Annotated in this window: 23 protein-coding genes; 13 read left to right on the forward strand and 10 right to left on the reverse strand. The window is 70.2% G+C overall.

Annotated elements, in window-relative coordinates:
* Positions 1-201 precede the first annotated feature (201 nt).
* From OHB04_RS00130 to OHB04_RS00140, 3 genes are all read right to left on the reverse strand, one after another.
* Entirely contained in the window at positions 202-777 is a 576-nt protein-coding gene (locus tag OHB04_RS00130) for a hypothetical protein (protein ID WP_326806464.1), read from the reverse strand.
* A gap of 782 nt (positions 778-1,559) precedes the next feature.
* Positions 1,560-2,099, reverse strand: coding sequence for a hypothetical protein (locus OHB04_RS00135; protein WP_326806465.1), 540 nt, complete (start codon positions 2,097-2,099; stop codon positions 1,560-1,562).
* 219 nt (positions 2,100-2,318) lie between these two features.
* On the reverse strand, positions 2,319-2,537 hold the full coding sequence (locus OHB04_RS00140) for a hypothetical protein (protein WP_326806466.1): 219 nt from the start codon (positions 2,535-2,537) through the stop codon (positions 2,319-2,321).
* Positions 2,538-2,698: 161 nt separating this feature from the next.
* Between OHB04_RS00140 and OHB04_RS00145 the strand changes: the two genes are divergently transcribed.
* Positions 2,699-3,034 (forward strand): hypothetical protein, encoded by a 336-nt coding sequence (locus tag OHB04_RS00145; RefSeq protein ID WP_326806467.1) that lies wholly within the window; start codon positions 2,699-2,701, stop codon positions 3,032-3,034.
* Between the two features lie 47 nt (positions 3,035-3,081).
* Here the strand turns inward: OHB04_RS00145 and OHB04_RS00150 are convergent, their stop codons facing one another.
* From OHB04_RS00150 to OHB04_RS00160, 3 genes are all read right to left on the reverse strand, one after another.
* A complete protein-coding gene (locus OHB04_RS00150) occupies positions 3,082-3,375 on the reverse strand; it encodes a hypothetical protein (RefSeq protein ID WP_326685695.1) in 294 nt (97 codons plus the stop codon).
* 428 nt (positions 3,376-3,803) lie between these two features.
* Positions 3,804-4,214 carry a Tn3 family transposase gene (locus OHB04_RS00155; RefSeq protein WP_326806468.1) on the reverse strand — a complete coding sequence of 137 codons (411 nt, stop codon included), beginning with the start codon at positions 4,212-4,214 and terminating at the stop codon, positions 3,804-3,806.
* 13 nt (positions 4,215-4,227) lie between these two features.
* Complete coding sequence (locus tag OHB04_RS00160; protein WP_326685697.1) at positions 4,228-5,118, reverse strand: helix-turn-helix transcriptional regulator; 891 nt, start codon at positions 5,116-5,118, stop codon at positions 4,228-4,230.
* Between the two features lie 232 nt (positions 5,119-5,350).
* Between OHB04_RS00160 and OHB04_RS00165 the strand changes: the two genes are divergently transcribed.
* Positions 5,351-6,115 (forward strand): SDR family NAD(P)-dependent oxidoreductase, encoded by a 765-nt coding sequence (locus OHB04_RS00165; protein ID WP_326685698.1) that lies wholly within the window; start codon positions 5,351-5,353, stop codon positions 6,113-6,115.
* A gap of 38 nt (positions 6,116-6,153) precedes the next feature.
* Positions 6,154-7,164 carry an aldo/keto reductase gene (locus OHB04_RS00170; RefSeq protein WP_326685699.1) on the forward strand — a complete coding sequence of 337 codons (1,011 nt, stop codon included), beginning with the start codon at positions 6,154-6,156 and terminating at the stop codon, positions 7,162-7,164.
* Positions 7,165-7,202: 38 nt separating this feature from the next.
* On the opposite strand, the gene OHB04_RS41625 is transcribed toward OHB04_RS00170, so the two are convergent.
* The 3 genes from OHB04_RS41625 to OHB04_RS00180 form a co-directional block, all read right to left on the reverse strand.
* The gene (locus OHB04_RS41625) at positions 7,203-7,424 is read right to left on the reverse strand and encodes a hypothetical protein (protein WP_442815067.1); all 222 of its coding nucleotides are present in this window, start codon (positions 7,422-7,424) and stop codon (positions 7,203-7,205) included.
* Positions 7,403-7,765, reverse strand: coding sequence for a hypothetical protein (locus OHB04_RS00175; protein WP_442815129.1), 363 nt, complete (start codon positions 7,763-7,765; stop codon positions 7,403-7,405). The genes OHB04_RS41625 and OHB04_RS00175 overlap by 22 nt, the downstream gene beginning before the upstream one ends.
* Before the next feature lie 241 nt (positions 7,766-8,006).
* A complete protein-coding gene (locus OHB04_RS00180) occupies positions 8,007-8,927 on the reverse strand; it encodes a LysR family transcriptional regulator (protein WP_326685700.1) in 921 nt (306 codons plus the stop codon).
* Positions 8,928-9,033: 106 nt separating this feature from the next.
* Here OHB04_RS00180 and OHB04_RS00185 point away from each other — a divergent pair, with 106 nt between their 5' ends.
* The 10 genes from OHB04_RS00185 (at position 9,034) to OHB04_RS00230 (ending at position 19,982) form a co-directional block, all read left to right on the forward strand.
* Entirely contained in the window at positions 9,034-11,160 is a 2,127-nt protein-coding gene (locus OHB04_RS00185) for an acetate--CoA ligase family protein (RefSeq protein WP_326806469.1), read from the forward strand.
* Entirely contained in the window at positions 11,157-12,014 is an 858-nt protein-coding gene (locus tag OHB04_RS00190) for a MaoC family dehydratase (RefSeq protein WP_326685702.1), read from the forward strand. Before OHB04_RS00185 ends, OHB04_RS00190 begins: the two co-directional genes overlap by 4 nt.
* Positions 12,015-12,036: 22 nt before the next feature.
* Entirely contained in the window at positions 12,037-12,786 is a 750-nt protein-coding gene (gene fabG, locus OHB04_RS00195; RefSeq protein WP_326685703.1) for a 3-oxoacyl-ACP reductase FabG, read from the forward strand.
* Positions 12,787-12,960: 174 nt separating this feature from the next.
* Positions 12,961-14,337: an MFS transporter gene (locus OHB04_RS00200; RefSeq protein ID WP_326685704.1), complete on the forward strand. Its 1,377-nt coding sequence runs from the start codon at positions 12,961-12,963 to the stop codon at positions 14,335-14,337.
* Complete coding sequence (locus OHB04_RS00205; RefSeq protein ID WP_326685705.1) at positions 14,334-15,188, forward strand: FAS1-like dehydratase domain-containing protein; 855 nt, start codon at positions 14,334-14,336, stop codon at positions 15,186-15,188. The genes OHB04_RS00200 and OHB04_RS00205 overlap by 4 nt, the downstream gene beginning before the upstream one ends.
* Positions 15,185-16,111, forward strand: coding sequence for an HpcH/HpaI aldolase/citrate lyase family protein (locus OHB04_RS00210; protein ID WP_326806470.1), 927 nt, complete (start codon positions 15,185-15,187; stop codon positions 16,109-16,111). The genes OHB04_RS00205 and OHB04_RS00210 overlap by 4 nt, the downstream gene beginning before the upstream one ends.
* Positions 16,108-16,950 carry an enoyl-CoA hydratase/isomerase family protein gene (locus OHB04_RS00215; RefSeq protein WP_326685707.1) on the forward strand — a complete coding sequence of 281 codons (843 nt, stop codon included), beginning with the start codon at positions 16,108-16,110 and terminating at the stop codon, positions 16,948-16,950. The genes OHB04_RS00210 and OHB04_RS00215 overlap by 4 nt, the downstream gene beginning before the upstream one ends.
* Entirely contained in the window at positions 16,947-18,143 is a 1,197-nt protein-coding gene (locus tag OHB04_RS00220) for an acetyl-CoA C-acetyltransferase (protein ID WP_326806471.1), read from the forward strand. Before OHB04_RS00215 ends, OHB04_RS00220 begins: the two co-directional genes overlap by 4 nt.
* Positions 18,136-19,329 carry a CoA transferase gene (locus tag OHB04_RS00225; RefSeq protein ID WP_326806472.1) on the forward strand — a complete coding sequence of 398 codons (1,194 nt, stop codon included), beginning with the start codon at positions 18,136-18,138 and terminating at the stop codon, positions 19,327-19,329. Before OHB04_RS00220 ends, OHB04_RS00225 begins: the two co-directional genes overlap by 8 nt.
* Positions 19,330-19,655: 326 nt before the next feature.
* Positions 19,656-19,982, forward strand: a complete 327-nt coding sequence (locus OHB04_RS00230; protein ID WP_326685710.1) for a peptidase inhibitor family I36 protein — start codon at positions 19,656-19,658, stop codon at positions 19,980-19,982.
* A gap of 19 nt (positions 19,983-20,001) precedes the next feature.
* Here OHB04_RS00230 and OHB04_RS00235 read toward each other — a convergent pair whose 3' ends face one another.
* Complete coding sequence (locus OHB04_RS00235; protein ID WP_326692545.1) at positions 20,002-20,772, reverse strand: metallophosphoesterase family protein; 771 nt, start codon at positions 20,770-20,772, stop codon at positions 20,002-20,004.
* Between the last annotated feature and the right edge of the window lie 464 nt (positions 20,773-21,236).

A 21,236-nucleotide genomic window follows, 5' to 3' on the forward strand; every position in this document is an offset into this window, starting at 1 on the left:
CCCTTGGCTGTGCTGTCGCAGGAGATCGGTCACGCCCGGGGAGGGTCTGGCTGCGCCAGGGGGCGAGCTGGACGTACGCGGATGAGATGCCGGCGCTGATACCGACGCGTCCGAGTGCCGACCGCCGCTGCCGTGGTGCCGGTACCTGTGCCCCGGGCAACGAACGGCCCGGAGCAACAGGGCGTTGCTGTGGGCCGGGACCTACGCCTTGTGGATCTTCCAGTCGGCGACGTTGGAGTTGCTGCGGTTGTAGTAGGCGTTGGTGCACACGTCGTACTTGCCGCCCGAGGCGGTGGTGCCCCCGTTGGTCTCCAGGAAGCCGCCGTTGTCGCCGTAGAGGTTGGCCAGGTGGACGGTGTCGCCGATGCGGACGTTCTGGTCGAGAGGGTTGGAGGTCTGGGCGAAGATCCGCCAGCGGCCGGTGCCCGTCGCCCGGTCCTTCGCCTGAGAGGTGAGGACGTTGAACTTGCCGCCGGAGTTCTTCTGGTCCGTAGTGGCGTGACCGTTGGTGTCCAGGTAGCCGCCGTCGCCGCCGTAGAGGTTGCGCAGGTGGATCAGATCGCCGCTGATGACCTCGGTGCCGGCGGCCTTGCCGGAGACCGAGAGAACCTCCCAGGTGCCCGTGCCCGTGCCCCGGGTGGGGGTGTCCGCGGTGGAGACCCCGTACTTCGCGCCGGAGTCGCCGGCACCGCCGTTGGTGTCGAGGTAGCCGCCCTGCCAGGAGTTGTAGCCGTTCTGCAGATGGATCCGGTCGCCGTACCTGAGCTCGTTCGCCACGTGTCCTCTTTCGCCGCCCCGGGATACACACTGACCGTGCCGGGCGCTCTTGCCGCTGGCACCGGCCCTATGAGAGCGGCGGAACAGGGGGTGGCGGTAGGCGGCGCAGTGGCCTGTGAGCCAATTCGACCATATGGGTTTACCCGACCCTTCCCGCCCTGTACCAAGGGGCCTCTCGCGCGCAGAAACCCTTCTCCATACAGGTGTTCACAACTCCGCGGCGCGGCACAACGACGGGAAACCAGCGCTGCCACCTCCCACACCGTCACCCACGAGGGTGAACGACGCCGCACCCGCATTGACGCCGGCCCTGCCGGCATGGACAGGCCCCGCCACCGGGGCCTTTGACACGAGGCCAAGTGGGACGGCTTCCGCGCCGTGTGTTTCGCCGTGCCCGGCCACCTCTACCTCCAGACCCGGCGCGGCACCGACCTGAGCGGTGCCTTCCCGAAATCGCCCGCGCCGCCGGGGACCTGGCCGGGGTGGAGCCGTAACCGTACTTCGCCAGGCCCGGGTTCGTACGGGCCCGGCGAACCCGCGGCCGCGAGTCCAGAAGTCCCTGCGCGAGTCACCCGAAGGGCCCGGCCAGACGGCCGGGCCCTTCGGGTGTGCGCGTGGCACCCCTTCGTGTTTTGGGCCCTCACTTGAGGTCGGATTCTTGGAACTCCCCCAGGTCAAACGCGGTAACAGTGGCTATTACCACGCCCCTGGCGGAAGTGCTCGATCCGGCGAGACGTTCACCCGGCCGGGCCGGGGTGTCTACGCGGACGACGGGTGAGTGCTCAGCAGCCTGCGGCCACGACGGTGATGTCGGGTACGGGCCCCGATCCGCGGCCTACGTACCCCGGCCTGACTTCGGCCGTCGAAAGGTCAGTGAGCCTCAAGGTGTAGGTGCCGGCGCCAGCACAGGTGTATGGGTATTGGTGGATCGTTCCCCCGCCATGGAGCGGATCTCCGGTGTGAAAGATGGTGCCCTCCTGCAGCACCTGCCCGTCCTTGCTGACGGAGTAGTGCCCTCGGATCACGCACACGACCTTGCTGTAGGCAAGGACACCCTTGTACTGGCAGTCGTTTTCGACCTTGACCACGGGATTACCTCCCGCAGAGGTGGCGAGACAGCCTTGGATTGCAGACCACCAACCCGGAGATCCGTAGCCCTCCTTGCGCTGGCATCCCTGCGGTGCTGGTGCTGCGGCGGCAGCAACGCGGTGAGCGGGCTTGGAATTGCTGTGGGGGAGTGAGGCAGCGTTCGCCTGAGCGCAGCTGAAGGCCGCCGCTGCGGCTACCGCGGCGACGGAGATTTTGGTGAGCTTGGGCAGCATGGTGGCCTCCTGTGAGCGGACCGGGTGACGTTTCGACCCGGATTGCGGCGCCCACGCTAGGAACGCTTTGACTGCTTCTACGGCCTTTAGGGGCTAAACCACCAGTTCAGGGGGCGCGGGAAGCGCACCTCCCAATGCTTCGCGCCCCGTGCGGCTGGTTTCTGCACGACGGGCCCGCCCGGCCTTGACCGGCCGGGAACGGCGATCAGCCACGTCGTCTCACACGCCTGTCGCTTCCTCATGCCCCGAGGTGACGTCGTCGGCGGAGCCCTCCGGTCTTGGGCCGCCGGCGTTTCGGAGGTTGTACTCGACAGTGCAGGCCTGGACGATGGTGCCGGTGTAGCGCAGGGCCGCGCCGACGGACAGGCCGAACAGGCCGCAGATGCAGCGGGGGTCACCGCCGGTGGCCCTCGGCCTCGTAGAGGAGGCGGTCCTCACGGAGCCGGCTGACGGCCCTTCACGAGTCACCCACACGAGTGCCGGCCGCCATCGGCCGGGAACCGGCCGTACGGTACGACCACCATGGCGATGAACGGTTCGATGGCATCACGACCACGCAGCCCCCATGCGCCCACCACCGCTTCGGAAAGCGAGCGCCCGTGCCCGTCATCGGTCCTGGCCGCGACGACCCCGAGTACGACAACTACGGCCCTACCTGGAAAACCCAGGACACCCCCTTCCGGCGGTGGCTGGTCGGGAAACTCACGGCGGCCGGCTTCCAGTACGCCAGGGACATGGCCATCTCCTGTGCCCCCGCCAATCGTTACCACGGCCTCAGCGATCTTGAGATGGGCACCATCGCCATTCTGACCGGCACCGGCATCGATGAAGTCCGGGCAGCCCACAAGCCCGACATCGCTGCCTGGATGCGCGAACAGGAGGTCCGCGATCACCCCGACCTCGCCGACCTCAACCGGATCGCCGAACGCCACTGACCCCTGGACCCGCCCCGGCGGGGCCGCGGGCGCGTACGTGCGGGGCGTCATGGGCGGGTGAGGATGCTGTGGCTGCCGACCCGGCGCCAGACGATGTGCCGGTGCCCGGCTGTGCACTCAGGTCCGTAGTGCCAGGTGGCACGGCCGTCGGGCGCCCAGGTCACTTCCCAGACGCCGCGCGTCGGGTGGACATGGTGCACGCGCAGGCCGGTCCGGAAGGCGCCGGTGCGCAGGTCGGGCACGAACGCGGTGGTGATCACGCGGCGGAACCGGCGCTGCTGGTCGGGGGTGAGGCGGCGCAGGTCGCCGGCGAGGCGTGGCAGCATCTCGAAGGTGAGCACCAGGTGGTCTCCTTCCGACAGCACGAAGCCCCCGGGGTCCGGGGGGCTTCGCGGCGGGACCATCCCGCACTTACATACGCCGCGAGCACGCGAGCGCGCGGAATCGCCTGTTTTCGTGTTTTGAGGCGTGTGGGACGCGTGTGGTGACCGCCCGGGAAGGCCGGGTCCTCGGCTGCCCCACCCCGTCGTCGGCTCCCCCAACGAGGCTTAGGACCGTGGCCGACTGGCGCCCGGAATGCAGCCCGTACGACAATCCGGTGGGCTGGGAACCGGCCGGCGAAGGCGCCCACCGTGCCGTGGCCCGGACCACCGTCTACAAGGCCGAAACAGATGCCGGCCGCAACCGGAGCGAGCACCGAACCCTCCACGGACTCCGCGACCAGGGATTCGCCCACGCACCCCACCACACTGTGGACCGTCCCCCAGACCTACGGCACCGGCCGCGATGTCGAGGTGCTGGCGATGCCGTACCTCCCGAACGACGGCACCGCGCCACGCACCCCCGAGCCGGAGTGGTCGACCTCAACCCCACGAAACATCACCGCGTTCGTGAGCAGGGCGTTGAACTTCATCGCCTTCTCCTGCTCGATGGGGTCGTTGTCGGCGAGGACGCCCTGGTTGCCGAAGCCGACCCGCTGGGAGAACCGGTTGAACGACTCGACCTTGTTCGTCGCGGCCGTCACCCGCCGGCGAAGCGGCGCGTCCGAGAGGTAGCGCAGCAGCTGCACCGTGCGGATCACCCGGCCGACCGCGCGGAACGCGGTGTAGGTGGAGTTCTTGTGCGAGCCCGACCGCAGCCGCTTCAGCAGCGTCGACGAGGAGACGGCGCCCTCACGCACGGAGACAGCGAGGTCAGCTGGGCGGATCGCGGGTTTGTTCCGGCGTGGGCGCGGCCGTGGTGGCGCTGGTCCAGCTGGCGAGTATGCCGAGTGCTTCGGCAGAGGGGGAGGCGGGTTCGGGGGTGTAGATGGCGAGGCTCTGCTCGGGGTCGTCTTCGGTGGCGAGGACGACGTAGTCGAGGGTGAGGTCGCCGACGAGGGGGTGATGCAGGCGTTTGGTCCCGGTGGTGTGGGCGCGGACGTCGTGGTCGGCCCAGAGCCTGCGGAATACGTCACTGTGCAGGGACAGCTCACCGATCAGTTCGGTGAGCTGCGGATCGTCGGCGTGGCGTCCGGCGTACAGACGCAGGCCCGCCACCGTGTCCCGGGCGGCCTTCTCCCAGTCGGTGTAGAGGCTGAGAGCAGCCTGGTCGAGGAAGACGAAACGGGCGAAGTTCCGGTCGCGGTGCGGGCGGGAGGCGAAGTCCGCGAACAGGGCATAGCCGAGCCGGTTGGCGGCCAGGACGTCCAGGCGCCGGCCCTGGACGACGGCGGGAACACGGAGCGCGTCCAGGGCCCGGTAGAGGACGGGGCGGACTCTTTGCGGGGCGAGCGGGCGCTTGCGCCGGGCCCGAGCGGCCCCGGTGGTGGGCTGGGCGAGGTCGAAGAGGTGAGCGCGTTCGGTGTCGTCCAGGTGCAGAGCGCGCGCGACGGCGTCAAGGACGGCCTCGGAGACGCCTTGGGTGCGGCCTCGTTCCAGACGGATGTAGTAGTCGACGCTGACCCCGGCGAGCTGGGCGACTTCCTCTCGGCGCAGACCCGGAACGCGGCGGGGCCCGGCGTGGGGGGTGAAGCCCGCCTGTTCGGGGGTGATCCGGGCCCGGCGGCTGCGCAGGAACTCGCGGATCTCGCTGCTGCGGTCCATGCGTCCACCGTACGGCGCGCCCGTCGGCCTGCCGGGCAGCGAAAGGGGTACTGCCGGACCCCCGGACGAACGCGCCCCCGCACGGGCCCCCGCGGCGGGTCGGCGGGTGGTTGCCTGGATGGCGGGCCTGCTGCACCGCACCGATCAGGGCACTGGCAGGCCGACGGCCCTCTCACCTGCTGTGACCCGACGTGGGTGAGACCGCCTGCCCCGCAGAAACAAGGGAAGATCCATGGCTTCGAAACTGACCGGCACCGTCGCCCTCGTCACCGGCGCGAGCAGCGGTATCGGCGCCGACACCGCCCGCCAGCTCGCCGACCAGGGCGCCACGGTCGTTCTGGTGGCCCGCCGCAAGGACCGCCTTGAGACGCTGGCCGCCGAGATCACCGAGGCCGGCGGCACCGCGCTGGCGGTGGAGGCGGACATCACCGACCGCGACCGGGCCGAAGCAGCCGTACGGCAGACGGTGGAGCGGTTCGGGCGGCTGGACATTCTGGTCAACAACGCCGGGCTGATGCTGCTGGGACCGGTCGTCGGTGCGGATCCCCAGGAGTGGGAGCGCATGATCGCCGTCAACGTCCAGGGCCTGCTGCACACCACTCACGCCGCACTGCCGCACCTGCTCAAGGCAGCCGGGGAGGGCCCGCGGCAGGTCGCCGACATCGTCAACATCAGCTCGATCGCCGGCCGCCAGGCGTGGGCGAGCTACGGGGTCTACAACCTCACCAAGTTCGGCGTGAACGGCTTCACCGAGTCGCTGCGCCAGGAGCTGGCCGGCCGCCATGTGCGGGTGGGTGTCCTGGAGCCGGGCGCCGTCGACACCGAGCTGGGCTCGCACAACAACGAGACGATCCACGCCGAGATCCTCGGCCCGTTCAACGCACAGCACGAGCGCCTCGTCCCCGCGGACATCGCTGACGGGATCACCTACATGGTGACCCGATCCCGGCACGCGGCGATCGCCGAACTGTGGGTCATGCCCACCGACCAAGCCTGATCACCGCTCACCTCACCGCCAAGACGGAGGAGTTCCTGATGAAGCACGTATCGCTGGGCGGGCTGGACGTCTCGCGCATCGGCCTGGGCGCCATGACCATGGCCGGCACCTACACCACCGGCGGAGGGCTCGATGACAGCGAGTCGATCCGCACCATCCACCGGGCACTGGACCTCGGCGTCACGCACATCGACACCGCCGAGATCTACGGCCCCTTCCACAGCGAAGAAGTCGTCGGCAAGGCCATCAAGGGCCGGCGCGACCAGGTCGTCGTGGCCACCAAGTTCGGTCTGGTCTCCCACTCCGGCGACAGCCCGGCCCCGGGCGTCACCGACAGCAGCGCCGCCAACGTGAAGGCCGCCGTCGAGGGATCCCTCAAGCGGCTCGGCACCGACCACATCGACCTGCACTACCAGCACCGCGTCGACCCGAACACGCCCATCGAGGAGACCGTCGGCGCCCTGGCCGAGCTGGTCGCCGAGGGCAAGATCCGCCACATCGGGCTCTCCGAGGCCAGCCCCGCCACGATCCGCCGCGCATACGCCGTGCACCCGGTCGCCGCCCTGCAGACCGAATACTCGCTGTGGACCCGTGATGTCGAGGCCGAGATCCTGCCGCTGCTTCGCGAGCTCGACATCGGGTTCGTTCCCTACTCGCCGCTCGGGCACGGCCTGCTGACCGGGCAGATCCGCAGCGTCGACGACTTCGCCGACGACGACTGGCGCAAGACCAACCCGCGCTTCACCGGCGAGAACTTCCAGCGCAACCTGGCCATCGTCGACGAGGTGCGGGCCATCGGCGCCGAGGTCGGCGCTACGCCGGCGCAGACCGCGCTGGCGTGGCTGTTGACCCGCGGCGACGACATCGCCCCCATCCCCGGAACCCGGCGGGTCGCACGCGTTGAGGAGAACACAGCCGCCGACAGCATTGAGCTCAGCGCCGCTCAGCTCGACCGCCTGGACGACCTCACACACGCCGCGGGCGAGCGTCACGACGAGGCGAACATGGCCAGCATCGACTGGCGATCTGACGCCCCGGCGACGTGCTGACCCGTCGCACCCGACCAACCCGCATCTATTCACTCACTTCACTGATCACTGAAAAGGTTCCTCATCATGTCCAAGGTTCTCGTTGTCGTAGGCCACCCCGACCTGTCCCAGTCGAAGGCCAACAGGGCCTTGGTGGACGCCGTCCGCGAGCTGGCCCATGTCACCGTGCACGACCTCTCGCCGCCTACCCTGACTTCCAGCGTGGTGTTGTACCAGAACACCGGGTGCTGGAAGACGATCACGTCGTGGTCGGCCAGCAGTGCCTGCTCGGCGTCGACGTCGAATGCGGCGACCTCCTGCTCAGGAGGGAACGCCCCGCCCTTGGGCTTGAAGGAGCGCGACCCGCAACGCTCGTGGAACTTCCGTGCCAGGCCACCACGCCCTCGGGGTCCAGCGCTTCGTCCCAGTCGTCGGCGGGGTCTTCCGCACCGGGATGCCGGCCCCACTTGTAGAACTGGTAGCCGGCGTAGTCCACGCGGTCGCGGACCTTCCCGCCCAGCAGGGCGTGCACGGGGACCCCCGGTTCCCGTCCGTAGGCGTCCAGGGCCGCGGTCTCGAAGGCGGAGATGATGCTCAGCCGCATCTTCTCGCTGGTCAGCACGCCCCGGTAACCGCTGGCATTCGGAGGGGGTCGACCACACGGTTCTCGCCCCCTCGCCCCAGGCCGCGGATGGTGTTCACCGCGCCGACCGGCCGGCCCTTCGGTGAAGGTGTCAAGAGTGCGGCGTAGGGCAATGGTTCGAGAAGCCCACCAGGCCGCGCTGGGCAGAGACCTTCCACCTACGGGACCAACAGCCTCCCGCCTTCGCCGGAGTCGCGAGCCTGACCCGGCGAGCGCGGGCTCACGGGCCGGGCGGGGAGACGCCTACTTCTTCGGCCAGTTCGCGGAACCTCAGCCCGGCCTGACTCTGGTACCGCGGGTTCCAGGCGACCGCGAGGCCCAGCGGGGGCTGGGGGCCCGAAGTGATCAGCTCCCGGAACTCCACACCGTCGCGGCCCTTGCGTGCGGCGCTGGAAGGGACAAGGGCGACGCCCATCCCACTGCCGACCAGGAAAAGTACCGTCTCGACCTGCACGGCCTCCTGCGCCACCTTCGGCGTCACCCCGGCCTCCTGGAACAGCATCGTCGACAGGGCGTGCAGGCCGGGAATGGCGTGCTGGGTGTAGTCGATGAACGGCTCGTCCGACAGGTCGTTGAGGGTGATCCGCTTCTGACGGGTGAAGCGGTGCCCGGTGGGCAGGGCGAGGACGAAGCGGTCGGCCTCGACGGTGACGTACTGGAGGTCGCTGCGCCGGGTGAGAGGGACGCGGACGATGCAGACATCCAGCGTGTGGCGCTCCAGGGAGTCGATGAGGCCGGTATTGGTGTCTTCGGTGAACTTCAGGGCCACACCCGGGTAGGTCCGGCTGAAGGCGGGGAGCAGCAGCGGCAGCAGCCGGTTCTTCGCGGAGCCTACGAAGCCCACGCGCAGGTTGCCGGTGGCCCCCGCCGCCGTGGACTCCGCGACCCGCGCCAGCTCCGTGGAGTGGAAGACGACGGCACGGGCGTGCTCCAGGGCGGCTTCGCCGGCCGAGGTCAGTTCGACGCTGTGGGTGGAGCGCAGGAAGAGCTTGGCACCGATCTCATCCTCCAGCTTGCGGATGGAGACCGACAGCGGGGGCTGCGTCATGTGCAAACGCTCGGCCGCCGTACGGAAGTTGAGGGTTTCGGCCACCGCCAGGAAGTGCCTGAGCTGCCGCAGCTCCATGGTGATACCTCTCATGTATCAAGAATTGGCGAAAACCCCTTGAGCATTGTATGACCGTGCAGAGATCGGCATGGTGGCTCGCACCACACGCGCACTGACAGTGCACCAAGGGAGCCGCCCCATGTCAGCCGTGCCCTCCACGCCCGTACCGACGGGTTTCGAGCACGCCTTCCGCCCGCGTTCGGTCGCCGTCATCGGTGCCTCTGACGACCCCGGCCGTATCTCCGGCCGGGCACTGCACTACCTGCGCCGCGCCGGTTACCAAGGCGCTATCTACCCGGTCAACCACAAGCGCACGACGGTGCAGGGGCTGGCCGCCTACCCGTCCCTGGGCGCGGTGCCCGAGGTCCCGGACGTGGCGCTGATCGCCCTTCCGTCAGGGCTGCTCAAGCAGGCGGTCACCGACTGTGTGGCCAAGGGCGTGGGCGCCGCGGTCATCTACGCCGCGGGTTTCGCGGAGACCGGCGAGGACGGACAGGCGGTCCAGGAGGAGCTCGCCGGCATCGCGCGGCGCGGGAACCTGCGGCTGTTCGGCCCCAACTGCCTGGGGCTGCTGCACGCGGCCAGCGGTTTCGTCGGCACCTTCAGCAGCGCCTTCGACGAGGAGATCCCTCCTGGGGGCAGCGTCGCGGTGGTCAGTCAGAGCGGTGCCTATGGCGGCCACCTTGCCTACCTGTGCCGCCGCCGCAACGTCGGCGTCGGCTACTGGGTGTCCACCGGCAACGAGGCGGGCACCGACGTTGCCGAGTGCATCCACTGGCTCGCTCTGCAGGACGACGTCTCGGTGATCCTCGCCTACGCCGAAGGAGTGCGGGATGCCGGGCGGCTGCGCACCGCGCTGGCGGTGGCGCACGAGCAGCGCAAGCCGGTGGTCTTCATGAAGGTCGGCTCCTCCAGTGCCGGTGCCGCCGCCGCACAGTCGCACACCGCCTCGCTGGTGGGCAGCGACGCCGTCCACGACGCGCTCTTCCGCCAGTACGGCGTGCACCGCGCCCGGACCACCCAGGAACAGGTCGACCTGGCCTACGCGTGCAGCCGGGGCGTGTTGCCGGCCGGGCGCCGGGTGGGCATCGTCACGGTCTCCGGCGGCTTCGGCGTGCAACTGTGCGATGCCGCCGAGCGGTACGGGCTCGACGTCGCCGGGCTCCCCGATCAGGCCCGCGCCCGGCTGCGCGGGATCAACCCGATGGGCAGCGACGACAATCCCTGTGACACCACCGCGGGCTGGCTCAACGACATGAGCCTGATCACCGACACCTTCGGCGTCATGTACGCGCAGGGCGACTACGACAGCGTGATCGGCTCGTTCACCATGCTGCCGGACTCCCCCACCTACGGCGAGGGCATCAAAGAGGCCATCCGCAAGGGCACCTCAGACTTCATGGACCGGCCGACCGTGCTGTGCATGGAGGCGCGCCCCGAGGTGGTGCGGTCCTACGAGGATGCCGGCTTCCTCGTCTACGACGACTCCGAGCGGGCCGTCGCCACGCTCGACGGCCTCGCCCGTCTGCGGGAGGGCTTCGAGCGCCCGCTGCCCGCATCCGGTGGGATGGAGGCGCTGCGCAGCGAACTGCCGGGCGGACCACTGTCCGAGGCCGCCGCGCAGGAGCTGCTGGCTTCGGCGGGCGTACCGTTCCCGGCGTCCAAGGTGGTGACGTCGGCGGCAGAGGCTGCCGAGGCCGCGGTGCGGATCGGCCTTCCGGTCGTCATGAAGATCGTCTCGCCCGACATCCCGCACAAGACCGAGATCGCCGGGGTCGTGCTCGGCGTCACGGACGCGGATGCCGCCGCGGCGCAGTTCACCGTGCTCACCGAACGCGCCGCCACGGCCCGGCCCGACGCCCGCGTGGAGGGGGTGCTCGTCTCGAGGACGGCGCCGCGCGGGGCCGAGGTCATTGTGGGCGCGCGCCGCGACCCGGTCTTCGGCCCGGTGGTCATGTTCGGGACCGGCGGGGTGCAGGCCGAACTGTTCCGCGACGTCGCTACCCGGGTCGGCGCCGTCGACCGGGCCGAGGCGCTGCAGATGATCGCCGAGACTCGCGGACACGCCCTGCTGACCGGCTTCCGCGGTCTGCCTCATGCCGATGTGGACGCCATCGCCGACCTGCTGGTGACCGTCTCGGCGTTCGCCGTCGCCAACGCCGACCGGATCGAGACGCTGGAACTGAACCCGGTGGTCGTCCGCGAGGCCGGCCAGGGTGTGCTGGCGCTGGACGCCTTGGTGGTGCCGCGCCAGGGGACGTCATGACGACGGACCCGCGAAAGCTGCTGCGGCGGGAGTTCGCGCCGGTCCGGCAGCGGTACACCGCCCAGGACTCCCGCCTCTACGCGCTGAGTCTCGGCCTCGGCGCCGATCCGCTGGACGCCCGTCAGCTGGCGTACGTCTACGAGGAGGGCCAGCGCGTCTTTCCCACCATGCCGAACGTGCTCGGCTACCCCGGTTTCTGGGCCCGCGAGCCGGACACCGGCATCGACTGGCGGCGGCTGCTGCACGTCGAGCAGTCGATGACGCTGCACACACCGCTGGCACCCGAGGGCGACGTCGTGGGCCACAACCGGGTCACTGGCGTCGTGGACAAGGGCGTGGCCAAGGGTGCGCTGCTCTACCAGCAGCGTCAGATCCTCGACGCCGGCAGCGGGCGGCTGCTGGCCGAGGTGGGCCAGGTCAGTCTGTTGCGCGGGGACGGCGGCTGTGGCAGCACAACTGACGCCGCTCCCCCGCCGCACCGGCAGCCCGACCGGGCACCGGACGCGGTGCACGACCTGCCGACCCTTCGGCAGGCGGCGCTGCTCTACCGGTTGAACGGCGATGCCAACCCGGTGCACGCCGACCCCGGGACCGCGCGGGCGGCCGGGTTCGAGCGGCCGATCCTGCACGGGCTGTGCACCTTCGGCGTGGCCGTACACGCGCTGCTGGCCGGCGCCCTGGACTGGGGCGAGTCCAGGCTGCACCGGGTTCGGGTCCGCTTCACCGCCCCTGTCTTCCCCGGGGAGACGCTGCGGACCGAGTCCTGGACCGACGGCGATGTCGTGTCCTTCCGCACCACCGCCATCGAACGCGGCGCGGTCGTCCTGGACGCCGGCCGAGCCGACCTGATCTGACCTGACGCACAGGAGCCGCATCATGGATCTGGAACTCAAGGACAAGACCGCGATCATTACCGGCTCGGCCCGGGGGCTGGGCGCCGCGACGGCCCGTCGCCTGGCGCAGGAGGGTGCGCGCGTCGTCGTCACCGATATCGACGGTGAGGGCGCGGAGGCCACCGCCAAAGAGCTGGCCGGACTCGGCCACCGCGCGATCGCCGTGCGCGCGGACATCACCTCGGGCACGGACGTGGATGCCCTGATGGCTGCCGCTGCCGAGGAGTTCGGCGGGGTGCACATCCTCGTCAACAACGCCGGCTTCCCCCGCGACACCCTGCTCACGAAGATGACGGACACCGACTGGGACACGGTGATCGAGGTGATTCTCAAAGGATCGTTCCTGGTCACCCGCGCCGTCATGCCGCGTCTGATCGAGCAGCGCTGGGGGCGGGTGGTCAACATCTCCTCGCGCAGCTACCTGGGCAACCCGGGCCAGGCGAACTACTCAAGCGCCAAGGCGGGCATTGTCGGCTTCACCCGTGCGCTCGCCGCGGAGCAGGGCCGCTACGGCATCACCGTCAACGCCGTCGCCCCGGGCTTCATGGAGACCGAGGCCGTCCGCTCCCTGGGCCACTACGAGAAGATCCGGGAGAAGGCCGTCGCCGCCCAGCCGCTGCGCCGCACCGGGCAGCCCTCGGACATCGCGGACGCGGTGGCGTTCCTCACCTCGGAGCGCGCCTCGTTCATCACCGGCGAAACCCTGCACGTGACCGGTGGCCGGTTCGGCTGACCGGTCCGGCCCGGTCGGCCGCCGGCGCCCTGCCATCCACCGGGCCGCCCCGCGCGGGGCCCAACCTCGCCACCGCGCGCACGTCCGCGGGTGTCACCGCTTCCACCCACCCGCCGCGAAACGCACCGCTCCCCCTCCCCCAGGCTCACCCCATGATGTCAACGGAGATATCTCATGCCCGCTTCCCGTGAAGCCGTCGCCGGGGCGGCACGCCCCGCCGGCTCCGCAGCGTCCCCCGGCCGCAGCAGAGCACGCTTCTTGATCGTCGCGATGCTGTTCGTGGTCTCCACGCTCAACAACGCCGACCGCGCCATCCTGTCGATCACCGGCACGGAGATCCAGGACGGCATCGGCATCAGCGACATCACCCTCGGCTACCTGTTCTCCGCCTTCTCCTGGGCCTACATGCTGGCCCAGTTGCCCGGCGGCTGGATCGTGGACAAGTGGGGCGCCCGCAAGGTGTACGCGGGCAGCATCTTCGTGTGGTCGGTGACCACACTGCTCCAGGGCTTCGTCCCGCTGTTCGGGCTCGCCTCGGCGATGATCGCGCTGTTCGTCCTGCGGCTCGCGGTGGGCCTGGCCGAGGGCCCTGCCTACCCCACCAACGGCCGGGTCGTGGCAACCTGGTTCCCTGCGGCCGAACGGGCTACCGCCTCGGCGATCTTCAACTCCTCGCAGTACGCGGCGCCGGTCGTCTTCACCCCCTTCATGGCATGGCTCACCCACGGCTGGGGCTGGCCCTCGGCGTACTTCGTGATGGGCGGCATCGGCATCGCGCTCAGCGCCTGGTGGTGGGTGGCCTACCGCCAGCCCCGTGAGCACCGGGGCGTCAACCAGGCCGAGCTGGACCACCTCATCGAGGGCGGCGCGCTCGTCGACATCGAGAAGGCCGCGTCGGTCGGCACCAAGACCGGGGTCAGCACCTGCTCCGTGGTCCGGCAACTCCTCAGCAGCCGGCTGATGATCGGGCTCTGCACGGGCCAGTTCTTCATCGCCACACTCGTCTACTTCTTCCTCACCTGGTTCCCGATCTACCTCATCAAGGAACTCGGCATGCCGCTGCTGGAGGCGGGCTTCACCGCGTCCATCCCGGCGCTTTTCGGCTTCATCGGGGGCATCCTGGGCGGTCTGCTCTCCGACGGGCTGCTGCGCCGGGGCATATCGGTGACCGCGGCCCGCAAGATCCCCATCGTCGCCGGGCTGGCCCTGTCCACCTGCATCATCGCGTGCGCCTGGACCTCGTCCAAGACCGTGGTCATCGCCTTGATGGCGATCGCGTTCTTCGGCAAGGGACTGGGCAGCCTCGGCTGGACCGTCCTCTCGGACACCTCCCCCAAGGAGGCCGCAGGGCTCTCCGGCGGTCTGTTCAACGCCCTTGCCAATCTGGCCGGCATCACCACCCCGATCATCATCGGCTACGTCGTCGACGTCACCGGGTCCTTCGACGGCGCGCTGTACTTCGTCGGCGCCTCCGGCCTTGCTGCGGCGCTGTCCTTCCTGCTGGTCGTCGGCCGGATCGAGCGCATCCAGTTGAAGGGGGCCGCCCAGTGACGGCCCCGAGCGAGTACGCCTCCTGGATCGGCCGGTGTGAAGAGGCCGAGGACACGCTGAGCGCGGACACCGTCCGGGGGCTGACCGCTGTCCTGGACCATGAACCGGAGAGTCCGGACGACGCGCCGCCGCTCCTCGCCCACTGGCTCTGCTTTCTTCCCCGCACGCCGCAGAGCGGGCTCGGCCCCGACGGGCACCCGAGACGTGGCGGCTTCCTGCCATCGGTCCGACTGCCCCGCCGCATGTGGGCCGGAGGCGACCTGTGGTTCTCCGCGCCGCTGCGCACCGGCGTTCCCGTCCGCCGCACCTCGGAGATCGTGGATGTACGGGAGCGCGAGGGGCGCAGCGGGCCGCTGGTCTTCGTCACCGTCGACCACAAGCTGCGGCAGGATGGCGCCCTCGTCCTCACCGAGCGGCAGGATGTCGTCTACCGAGAAGCCCCGAGCGGGGCCACGGCGGCTGCCGGGGGCACGCGGGAGCGGCCGGCGGAGGAGCCGCCGCCCGGTGCGTGGCAGCGCTCCCTCGTCCCGGATCCAGTGCTGCTGTTCCGCTATTCGGCGCTGACCTTCAACGGCCATCGCATCCACTACGACCGCACCTACGCCCAGCAGGAAGAGGGTTACCCCGGGCTGGTCGTCCACGGGCCGCTGACAGCGACACTGCTGCTGGACCTCTACGTCCGGCAACAGCCCGCCGCCCATGTCACCGGGTTCCGGTTCCGTGGCCTGCGCCCGGGCTTCGACGGCCGGGAGCTGACCCTGCACGGCACACCGACCGGGACCGGCGCATCCCTGTACGCGGCCGACGACCAGGGCCGGACCGTGATGAGCGCGGAGGTGGACGCCTCATGAGCGCTCACCACGCCGCGGCCCTGCGGTCGCTGCTGTTCGTCCCGGCCGACAACGAGCGGCTGCTGTCCAGGGCCCAGCTGCGCGGCGCGGACGGATTGATCCTCGACCTGGAGGACGCCGTCCCGGCATCGGGCAAGGAGCGGGCGCGACGGGCCCTGCCCTCCCACATCGCCCGGCTGGCCGCCGAGGTCCAGTACCTGGTGGTGCGGACCGGCTCGGCGCGCGAGGACTGGGAGAAGGACCTACGGGCGGCGGTCCGCCCCGGCCTGCGGGCGGTGATGCTGCCCAAGACCGAGTGTCCCGGGCAGCTCACCGAGGTGGCCGCGTTCCTCGACGCGCTGGAGCGAGAACGCGGGCTGCCCGTCGGCTCGGTCGGGCTGATCGCGCTGATCGAGTCCCCGGCCGCGCTGTTCGCATTGGCGGCTCTGGCGGAAGCGTCGCCGAGGGTGTGCGCACTGGCGCTCGGCAGCGAGGACTTCGCCCAGTCGCTGGGCATCGCGCCCACACCACTCGTGCTGACCGAACCGTGCCGCTGGATCGCGCTGGCCGCCTCGGCCGCCGGCATCGGCTCCTTCGCGCTGCCGCTGTCCCTGGCCGTCCTGGACCGGCCCGAGGCGCTCGCCTACGCCGCCCGGCAAGCGCGTGAGCTGGGCGTCACCGGTGCTCTGTGTGTTCACCCGGCGCAGGTCGCCGCGGTCAACGCCGCGTACGCGCCCGGCGACGCGGAGATCGCCTGGGCACGCCGGGTGGCCGACGCCTGGGACGCCGCCTGCGGCGACGGTGGCGGCCCGGGTGTCATCCGCGTCGACGGCCTGATGGTCGACGCGCCCGTCCTGCGCCGCGCGCGCGCCCTTCTGCTCTCTCTGCCCCCGGCGGACGCCGCGGGACACACAGTGACCATCGACCATGGAGGTGACCGATGAGCGGCGCACACGTCCGCCTTCGGACAGCGGACCGGGTGGCGACGGTCGTCTTCGACAACCCACCGCTGCACGTGTGGAACGCGGCCATGACCCGTGGGCTGGCCGAGGCGCTGGACACCGTCGAGGACGACCCTTCCGTCGGCGTGGTGGTGCTCACCGGGGCCGGGGACCGGGCGTTCTGCGCGGGCTCGGACATCGTCGAGTTCGCCCCGATGCGGGCGCCGGGCGAAGCGGTGACGAAAAAACTCCGTCCACAGCAGGCGCTGTTCGCGCGGCTGGCGTCCTTCCCGAAGCCGACGATCGCCGCGTTGAACGGACACACGCTCGGCGGCGGCCTGGAGATCGCGGTCTGCTGCGACCTGATCGTCGCCGAGGAAGACATCAGCATCGGATCGCCGGAGATCACACTCGGCGTCTTCCCCGGCAGCGGCGGCACGTTCCGGGTCGCCCGCCGCATCGGGGCCGGGCGCGCCAAGGAGATGCAGCTGCTGGGCGAGCCGGTGGACGCGGCGACGGCGCTCACCTGGGGCCTGGTCAACCGGGTGGTGCCGCGCGGCGGGGCGCATTCCGCCGCACTGGAGCTGGCGCAGGTCCTGCTGCGGCGCCCGCTCCGGTCGATGGCGCTGTGCAAATCGCTGATCGACGTCGCGTACGACCTGACCGAGGAGGAGCTGATCGAGCGTTCGCTGGAGGCCGGCGACGAGGCGTTCACCTCCGCCGAGAGCGCCGAGGGCGTCCAGGCGTTCCTCGCCAAGCGCGCCCCCGACTTCCGGGCCGCGTCCGAGAGCACCGTCCGGAAGGCGTCCGAGAGCACCATGGAGAAGGAGAGTCCCGCATGACCCGCGCGGCGATCGTCGCCCCCGTCCGTACCCCCATCGGCGCCTTCGGCGGCAGCCTGCGCCCGGTGCCCGTCGAGAAGCTGGGCTCAGCCGTCGCGACGGCGGCGGTGGAGCGCGCCGGGATCGATCCGGCCCTGATCGAGGATGTGGTCTTCGCACAGTCCTACGCCGGCAGCGAGACGCCGTGCGTAGGCCGCTGGATCGCGCTGGAGGCCGGATTCCCGGTCGAGGTCGCCGGGATGCAGCTGGACCGGCGCTGCGGCGGCGGTCTCCAGGCCGTCGCCACGGCGGCGATGATGGTGCAGTCCGGAGCGGCCCAAGTCGTCATGGCGGGCGGCGTTGAGAGTATGAGCAACGTCGAGTACTACACCACCGACATGCGCTGGGGCGGACGCTTCGGCTCCACCGTCTTCCACGACCGGCTCGACCGCGGGCGGGAACGCGCCCAGCCGGTGGAGCGGTTCGGGAGGATCTCCGGCATGATCGAGACCGCCGAGAACCTGGCCCGCGACTACGGAATCACCCGCGAGGAGGCCGACGCCTACGCGGTCCGCAGCCAGCGACGGGCGGCAGCGGCCTGGGACTCGGGCGCCTTCGCACGCGAGGTCGTCCCGGTGACGGTGCCACAGCGCAAGGGCGACCCGGCGGTCTTCGCCCGCGACGAGGGGATGCGTCCCGACACCTCGGTAAAGAAACTCGCACGGCTGCGCACGGTCGAGCCCGGCGGCACCGTCACACCGGGCAACGCCTGCCAGCAGAACGACGCCGCCGCAGCCTGCCTGATCGTCGCCGAGGACCAAGTGGAGCGGCTGGGCCTGACCCCGATCGCCTATCTGAGCGGCTGGGCCGCGGCCGGATGCGAGCCCTCCCGCATGGGCATCGGCCCCGTCCCCGCCACCGCCAGGCTGCTGAAGCGGCTGGGCCTGACCCTGGCGGACATGGACCTGATCGAGGTGAACGAGGCGTTCGCCTGCCAGGTGCTCGCGGTGCTCAAGGAGTGGGGCATCGACGACGCGGAGCGGGTCAACGTCAATGGTTCCGGCATCTCGCTCGGCCACCCCGTCGGGGCGACTGGCGTGCGCATCATGACCACGCTGCTGCACGAACTGGAGCGCCGTGACGCCCGGTTCGGACTGGAGACCATGTGTATCGGAGGAGGCCAGGGCATTGCAGCCGTCTTCGAACGTGTCTGAGGAGCGCCGCGGCCCGCTGGCCGGACTGCGCGTCGTGGAGGTCTCAGCCTTCGTGGCGGCCCCGTTGGCGTCCATGACGCTGGCACAGTTGGGCGCCGAGGTGATCCGCATCGACCCGGCCGGCGGGAACATCGACCACCACCGCTGGCCGGAGACCGAGCACGGCCAGAGCCTGTACTGGGCCAGCCTCAACAAGGGCAAACGATCCGTCACCCTGCCCTTGGACACCCCCGGGGGGCAGCGCGCGGCGGCCGACATCATCTGCGCGGGCGGCGAGGGCGCGGGCATCCTGATCACCAATCTGCCCGCCCGGGGCTGGCTCAGCTACGACCAACTGTCCGCGCGGCGGCCCGACCTGATCATGATGCGGCTGCTGGGCGACCACGACGGCTCCCCCGCCGTGGACTACACCGTCAACTGCGCCAGCGGTTTCCCCCACGCGACCGGCACCGGTCCGGAGCCGGTCAATCACGTGCTGCCGGCCTGGGATGTGGCCGCGGGGCTCTACCTGACAGTGGGCCTGCTGGCTGCGGAGCGCAGGCGGCAGACGACCGGGCGGGGCCAGGAGGTCACTCTCGCCCTGTCCGACGTCATGCTCGCCACCGTCGGCAACTTGGGCTATATCGCGGACGTGCAGATCAACGGCGCCTCACGCGAACCGATCGGCAACAGCCTCTACGGGGCCTTCGGACGGGACTTCCGCACCGCAGATGGGCGCTCGGTGATGGTCGTGGCCCTCACCACCCGGCAGTTCCGGGCTCTGGGCCGGGCCACCGGGCTCGCCGAGAAGCTGGAGATGACCGGCCCGCTGATGGACGTCGACCTGACGACGGAAGGCGGCCGGTATGCCGCCCGGCACGCCATCGCGGCAGTGCTGGAGCCCTGGTTCGCGGGAAGGACCCTGGCCGAGGTGCGCGCGGTGTTGCACGGCTCCGGGGCGCTGTGGGGTCCGTACCAGACGTTCCGGCAACTGGTCGAGGAGGACCCACGCTGCTCGACGGAGAACCCGCTGTTCTCCTGGATCGAGCAGCCGGGCATCGGCACACTGCTGACTCCCGGCTCACCCCTGGTCTTCTCCGGTGACCCGGCACCGGTGGCCACGCCAGCACCCCGGCTCGGTGCGGATGCCGGTACCCTCCACGGCTCTGTCCCGCCCGACAGTCACATGATCAACGACTTCTGCTAGGACCCCTAAGTTGGGCTTTGGCTGCCGAGACCTGACCATTGTGAAGAGCCGGAGAGCTCCGGCCGGGGCCGTCAGCGACCTTCGCGTCGGGACGGCTCGGCAGGGGGCCTGGCCTGCCCGTCTCCTTGGTGACGGGCAGGCCGGGCGTCGCGTCTACGGTTCGGCCAGGTGGTCGGGCCGGTACTTGCCGTCAGCCGCGAGGTGGTTCTTCGCGGTCACTCCACCAGAGGGGACCGGCCGATGGCGTGGTCTTCCGGTTCGCCGGCCGGAGCCCCTTCGAGGTACGCCAGCCAGGGCGGTGGCCTGCCCGAAGCGGTCAGCAGTCCGTGGCATCATCTGTGATCGACTGCCCCAGTGGCTACGTGCGTATCTGCCCCGAGATCAACCTCGGTGGTCAGCCGTGGGTCAAGCGCGCGGTCGAGAGCACCGCGAAGGACCTGCCCACAGCCATCCGCGACCGGGGCAGCCCGGTGCGCGACAACTCCGCCCGCACCGCCCGCGCCTACGAGAAGCGCAACTTCGCCGGACGATGGGTGTGCGTCACCAAGAGCGGCGGCCCCATCCACGACCTGCGTGGCTACAGCCTCAACGACCAGACCCGCGATCATCCCGCTTCAGGTTGTTCACCAGTTTTGACCTCACGGAGGAGCTGAACCCTCAGCCCGCCGGCGGCTATGGGATGTCCGTGGTCTCGCTGCGTCCGTCTCGCGGCCCGAAGGCTGTGAGGGCATCGGCATCGGTTGCCTGCGCTCGGAGGAAGTAGTCGGCCCACTGGGTGATTTCGGGATAGGAGGAGTCCCGGGTCACTTGGTCGATCGCGGCCTCGATATCGAAGTTCGTGGTCCGCAGTTCGACGCCGGGGCCAAGGAGCGCCCAGTGGGCTCCGGTCCGTCCGTAGGGCATACCGACGCTGCCGGGGTTGATGACGAGTCGTCCGTGGGCGAGGCGGATGAACGGCATGTGGGTGTGGCCGAGGACCACCGTGCGGACGTCGGCGTCGAGCTCGCTGAAGACTTCTTGCCAACGGTCGAGACGGGAGTCGACCAGTACGACTTCCTCATCGTCCCGAGGAGTGGCGTGGCAGAACAGGACCCTCCCCATGCCTTGCAGGGGCAGGGAGAGCGTTTGAGGCAAGCGGGCGAGGAGTTCAAGGTGATCTGCGCGCAGTTGCTCGGCAGCCCAGGGAGCGATCGGGTCCGGGATGGCGTCGCGCCGGCCACGGCGGTATTCGAGGAGCTCGCGGTCGGCGTTCCCACTGACCCAGGCGACACGGTCTCCGAGCTTGGTCAGCCGGTCCAGCACCTGGGCCGGTTGCGGGCCGGCCGTGATGTCGCCGGTGAGCACGACGCGGTCCGCAGCGCGCACCTCTGGTTCGTCTAGCACTGCCTCCAGGGCGGGCAGGACTCCGTGGATATCAGACAGCACGGCTACTCGCTTCAGCATGGTCACTACTCTGGGCTGAAGCCCGCCCGGAGGGGAATCGTTCTGCTCCTCGCGTAGCCCGAGTTGTCTCGTGGCTTCGGGCCGTCGTCGCGCGTGCTGTGGACGGCGCGGACTACATCGTCCACGCGGCGGCCCTGGCTGATGTGGCGGCCTGTGCCCGTCACCCGCGTCGCGCGATCGCAGCGACGGAGCGACGGAGCGAGCAGGACGACTCTCTCTTCCCCTCCCCGGATGCGCGGAGTCGCGGTCGATGCGGCAGTTGCTGGAGTCCGTCTACGGACAGCCCCGCCTTACTTCTCCGTCTACGGCCAGCCGCAGGTGATCAAGCCGAGCAGTCACTCGTGGGTGGTCGCCTGGTTCGTCGTACGCGCCGCTCTGGGGCTGCCGCTGCACCTGAACGGCGGTGGCCGACCCCATCAGCGAACACTCCCCCGGCGCACGGGTACTGGAGACGCCAATGCCGC

Origin of the sequence: Streptomyces sp. NBC_01775 (assembly GCF_035917675.1) — a bacterium.
Taxonomy (GTDB): domain Bacteria; phylum Actinomycetota; class Actinomycetes; order Streptomycetales; family Streptomycetaceae; genus Streptomyces.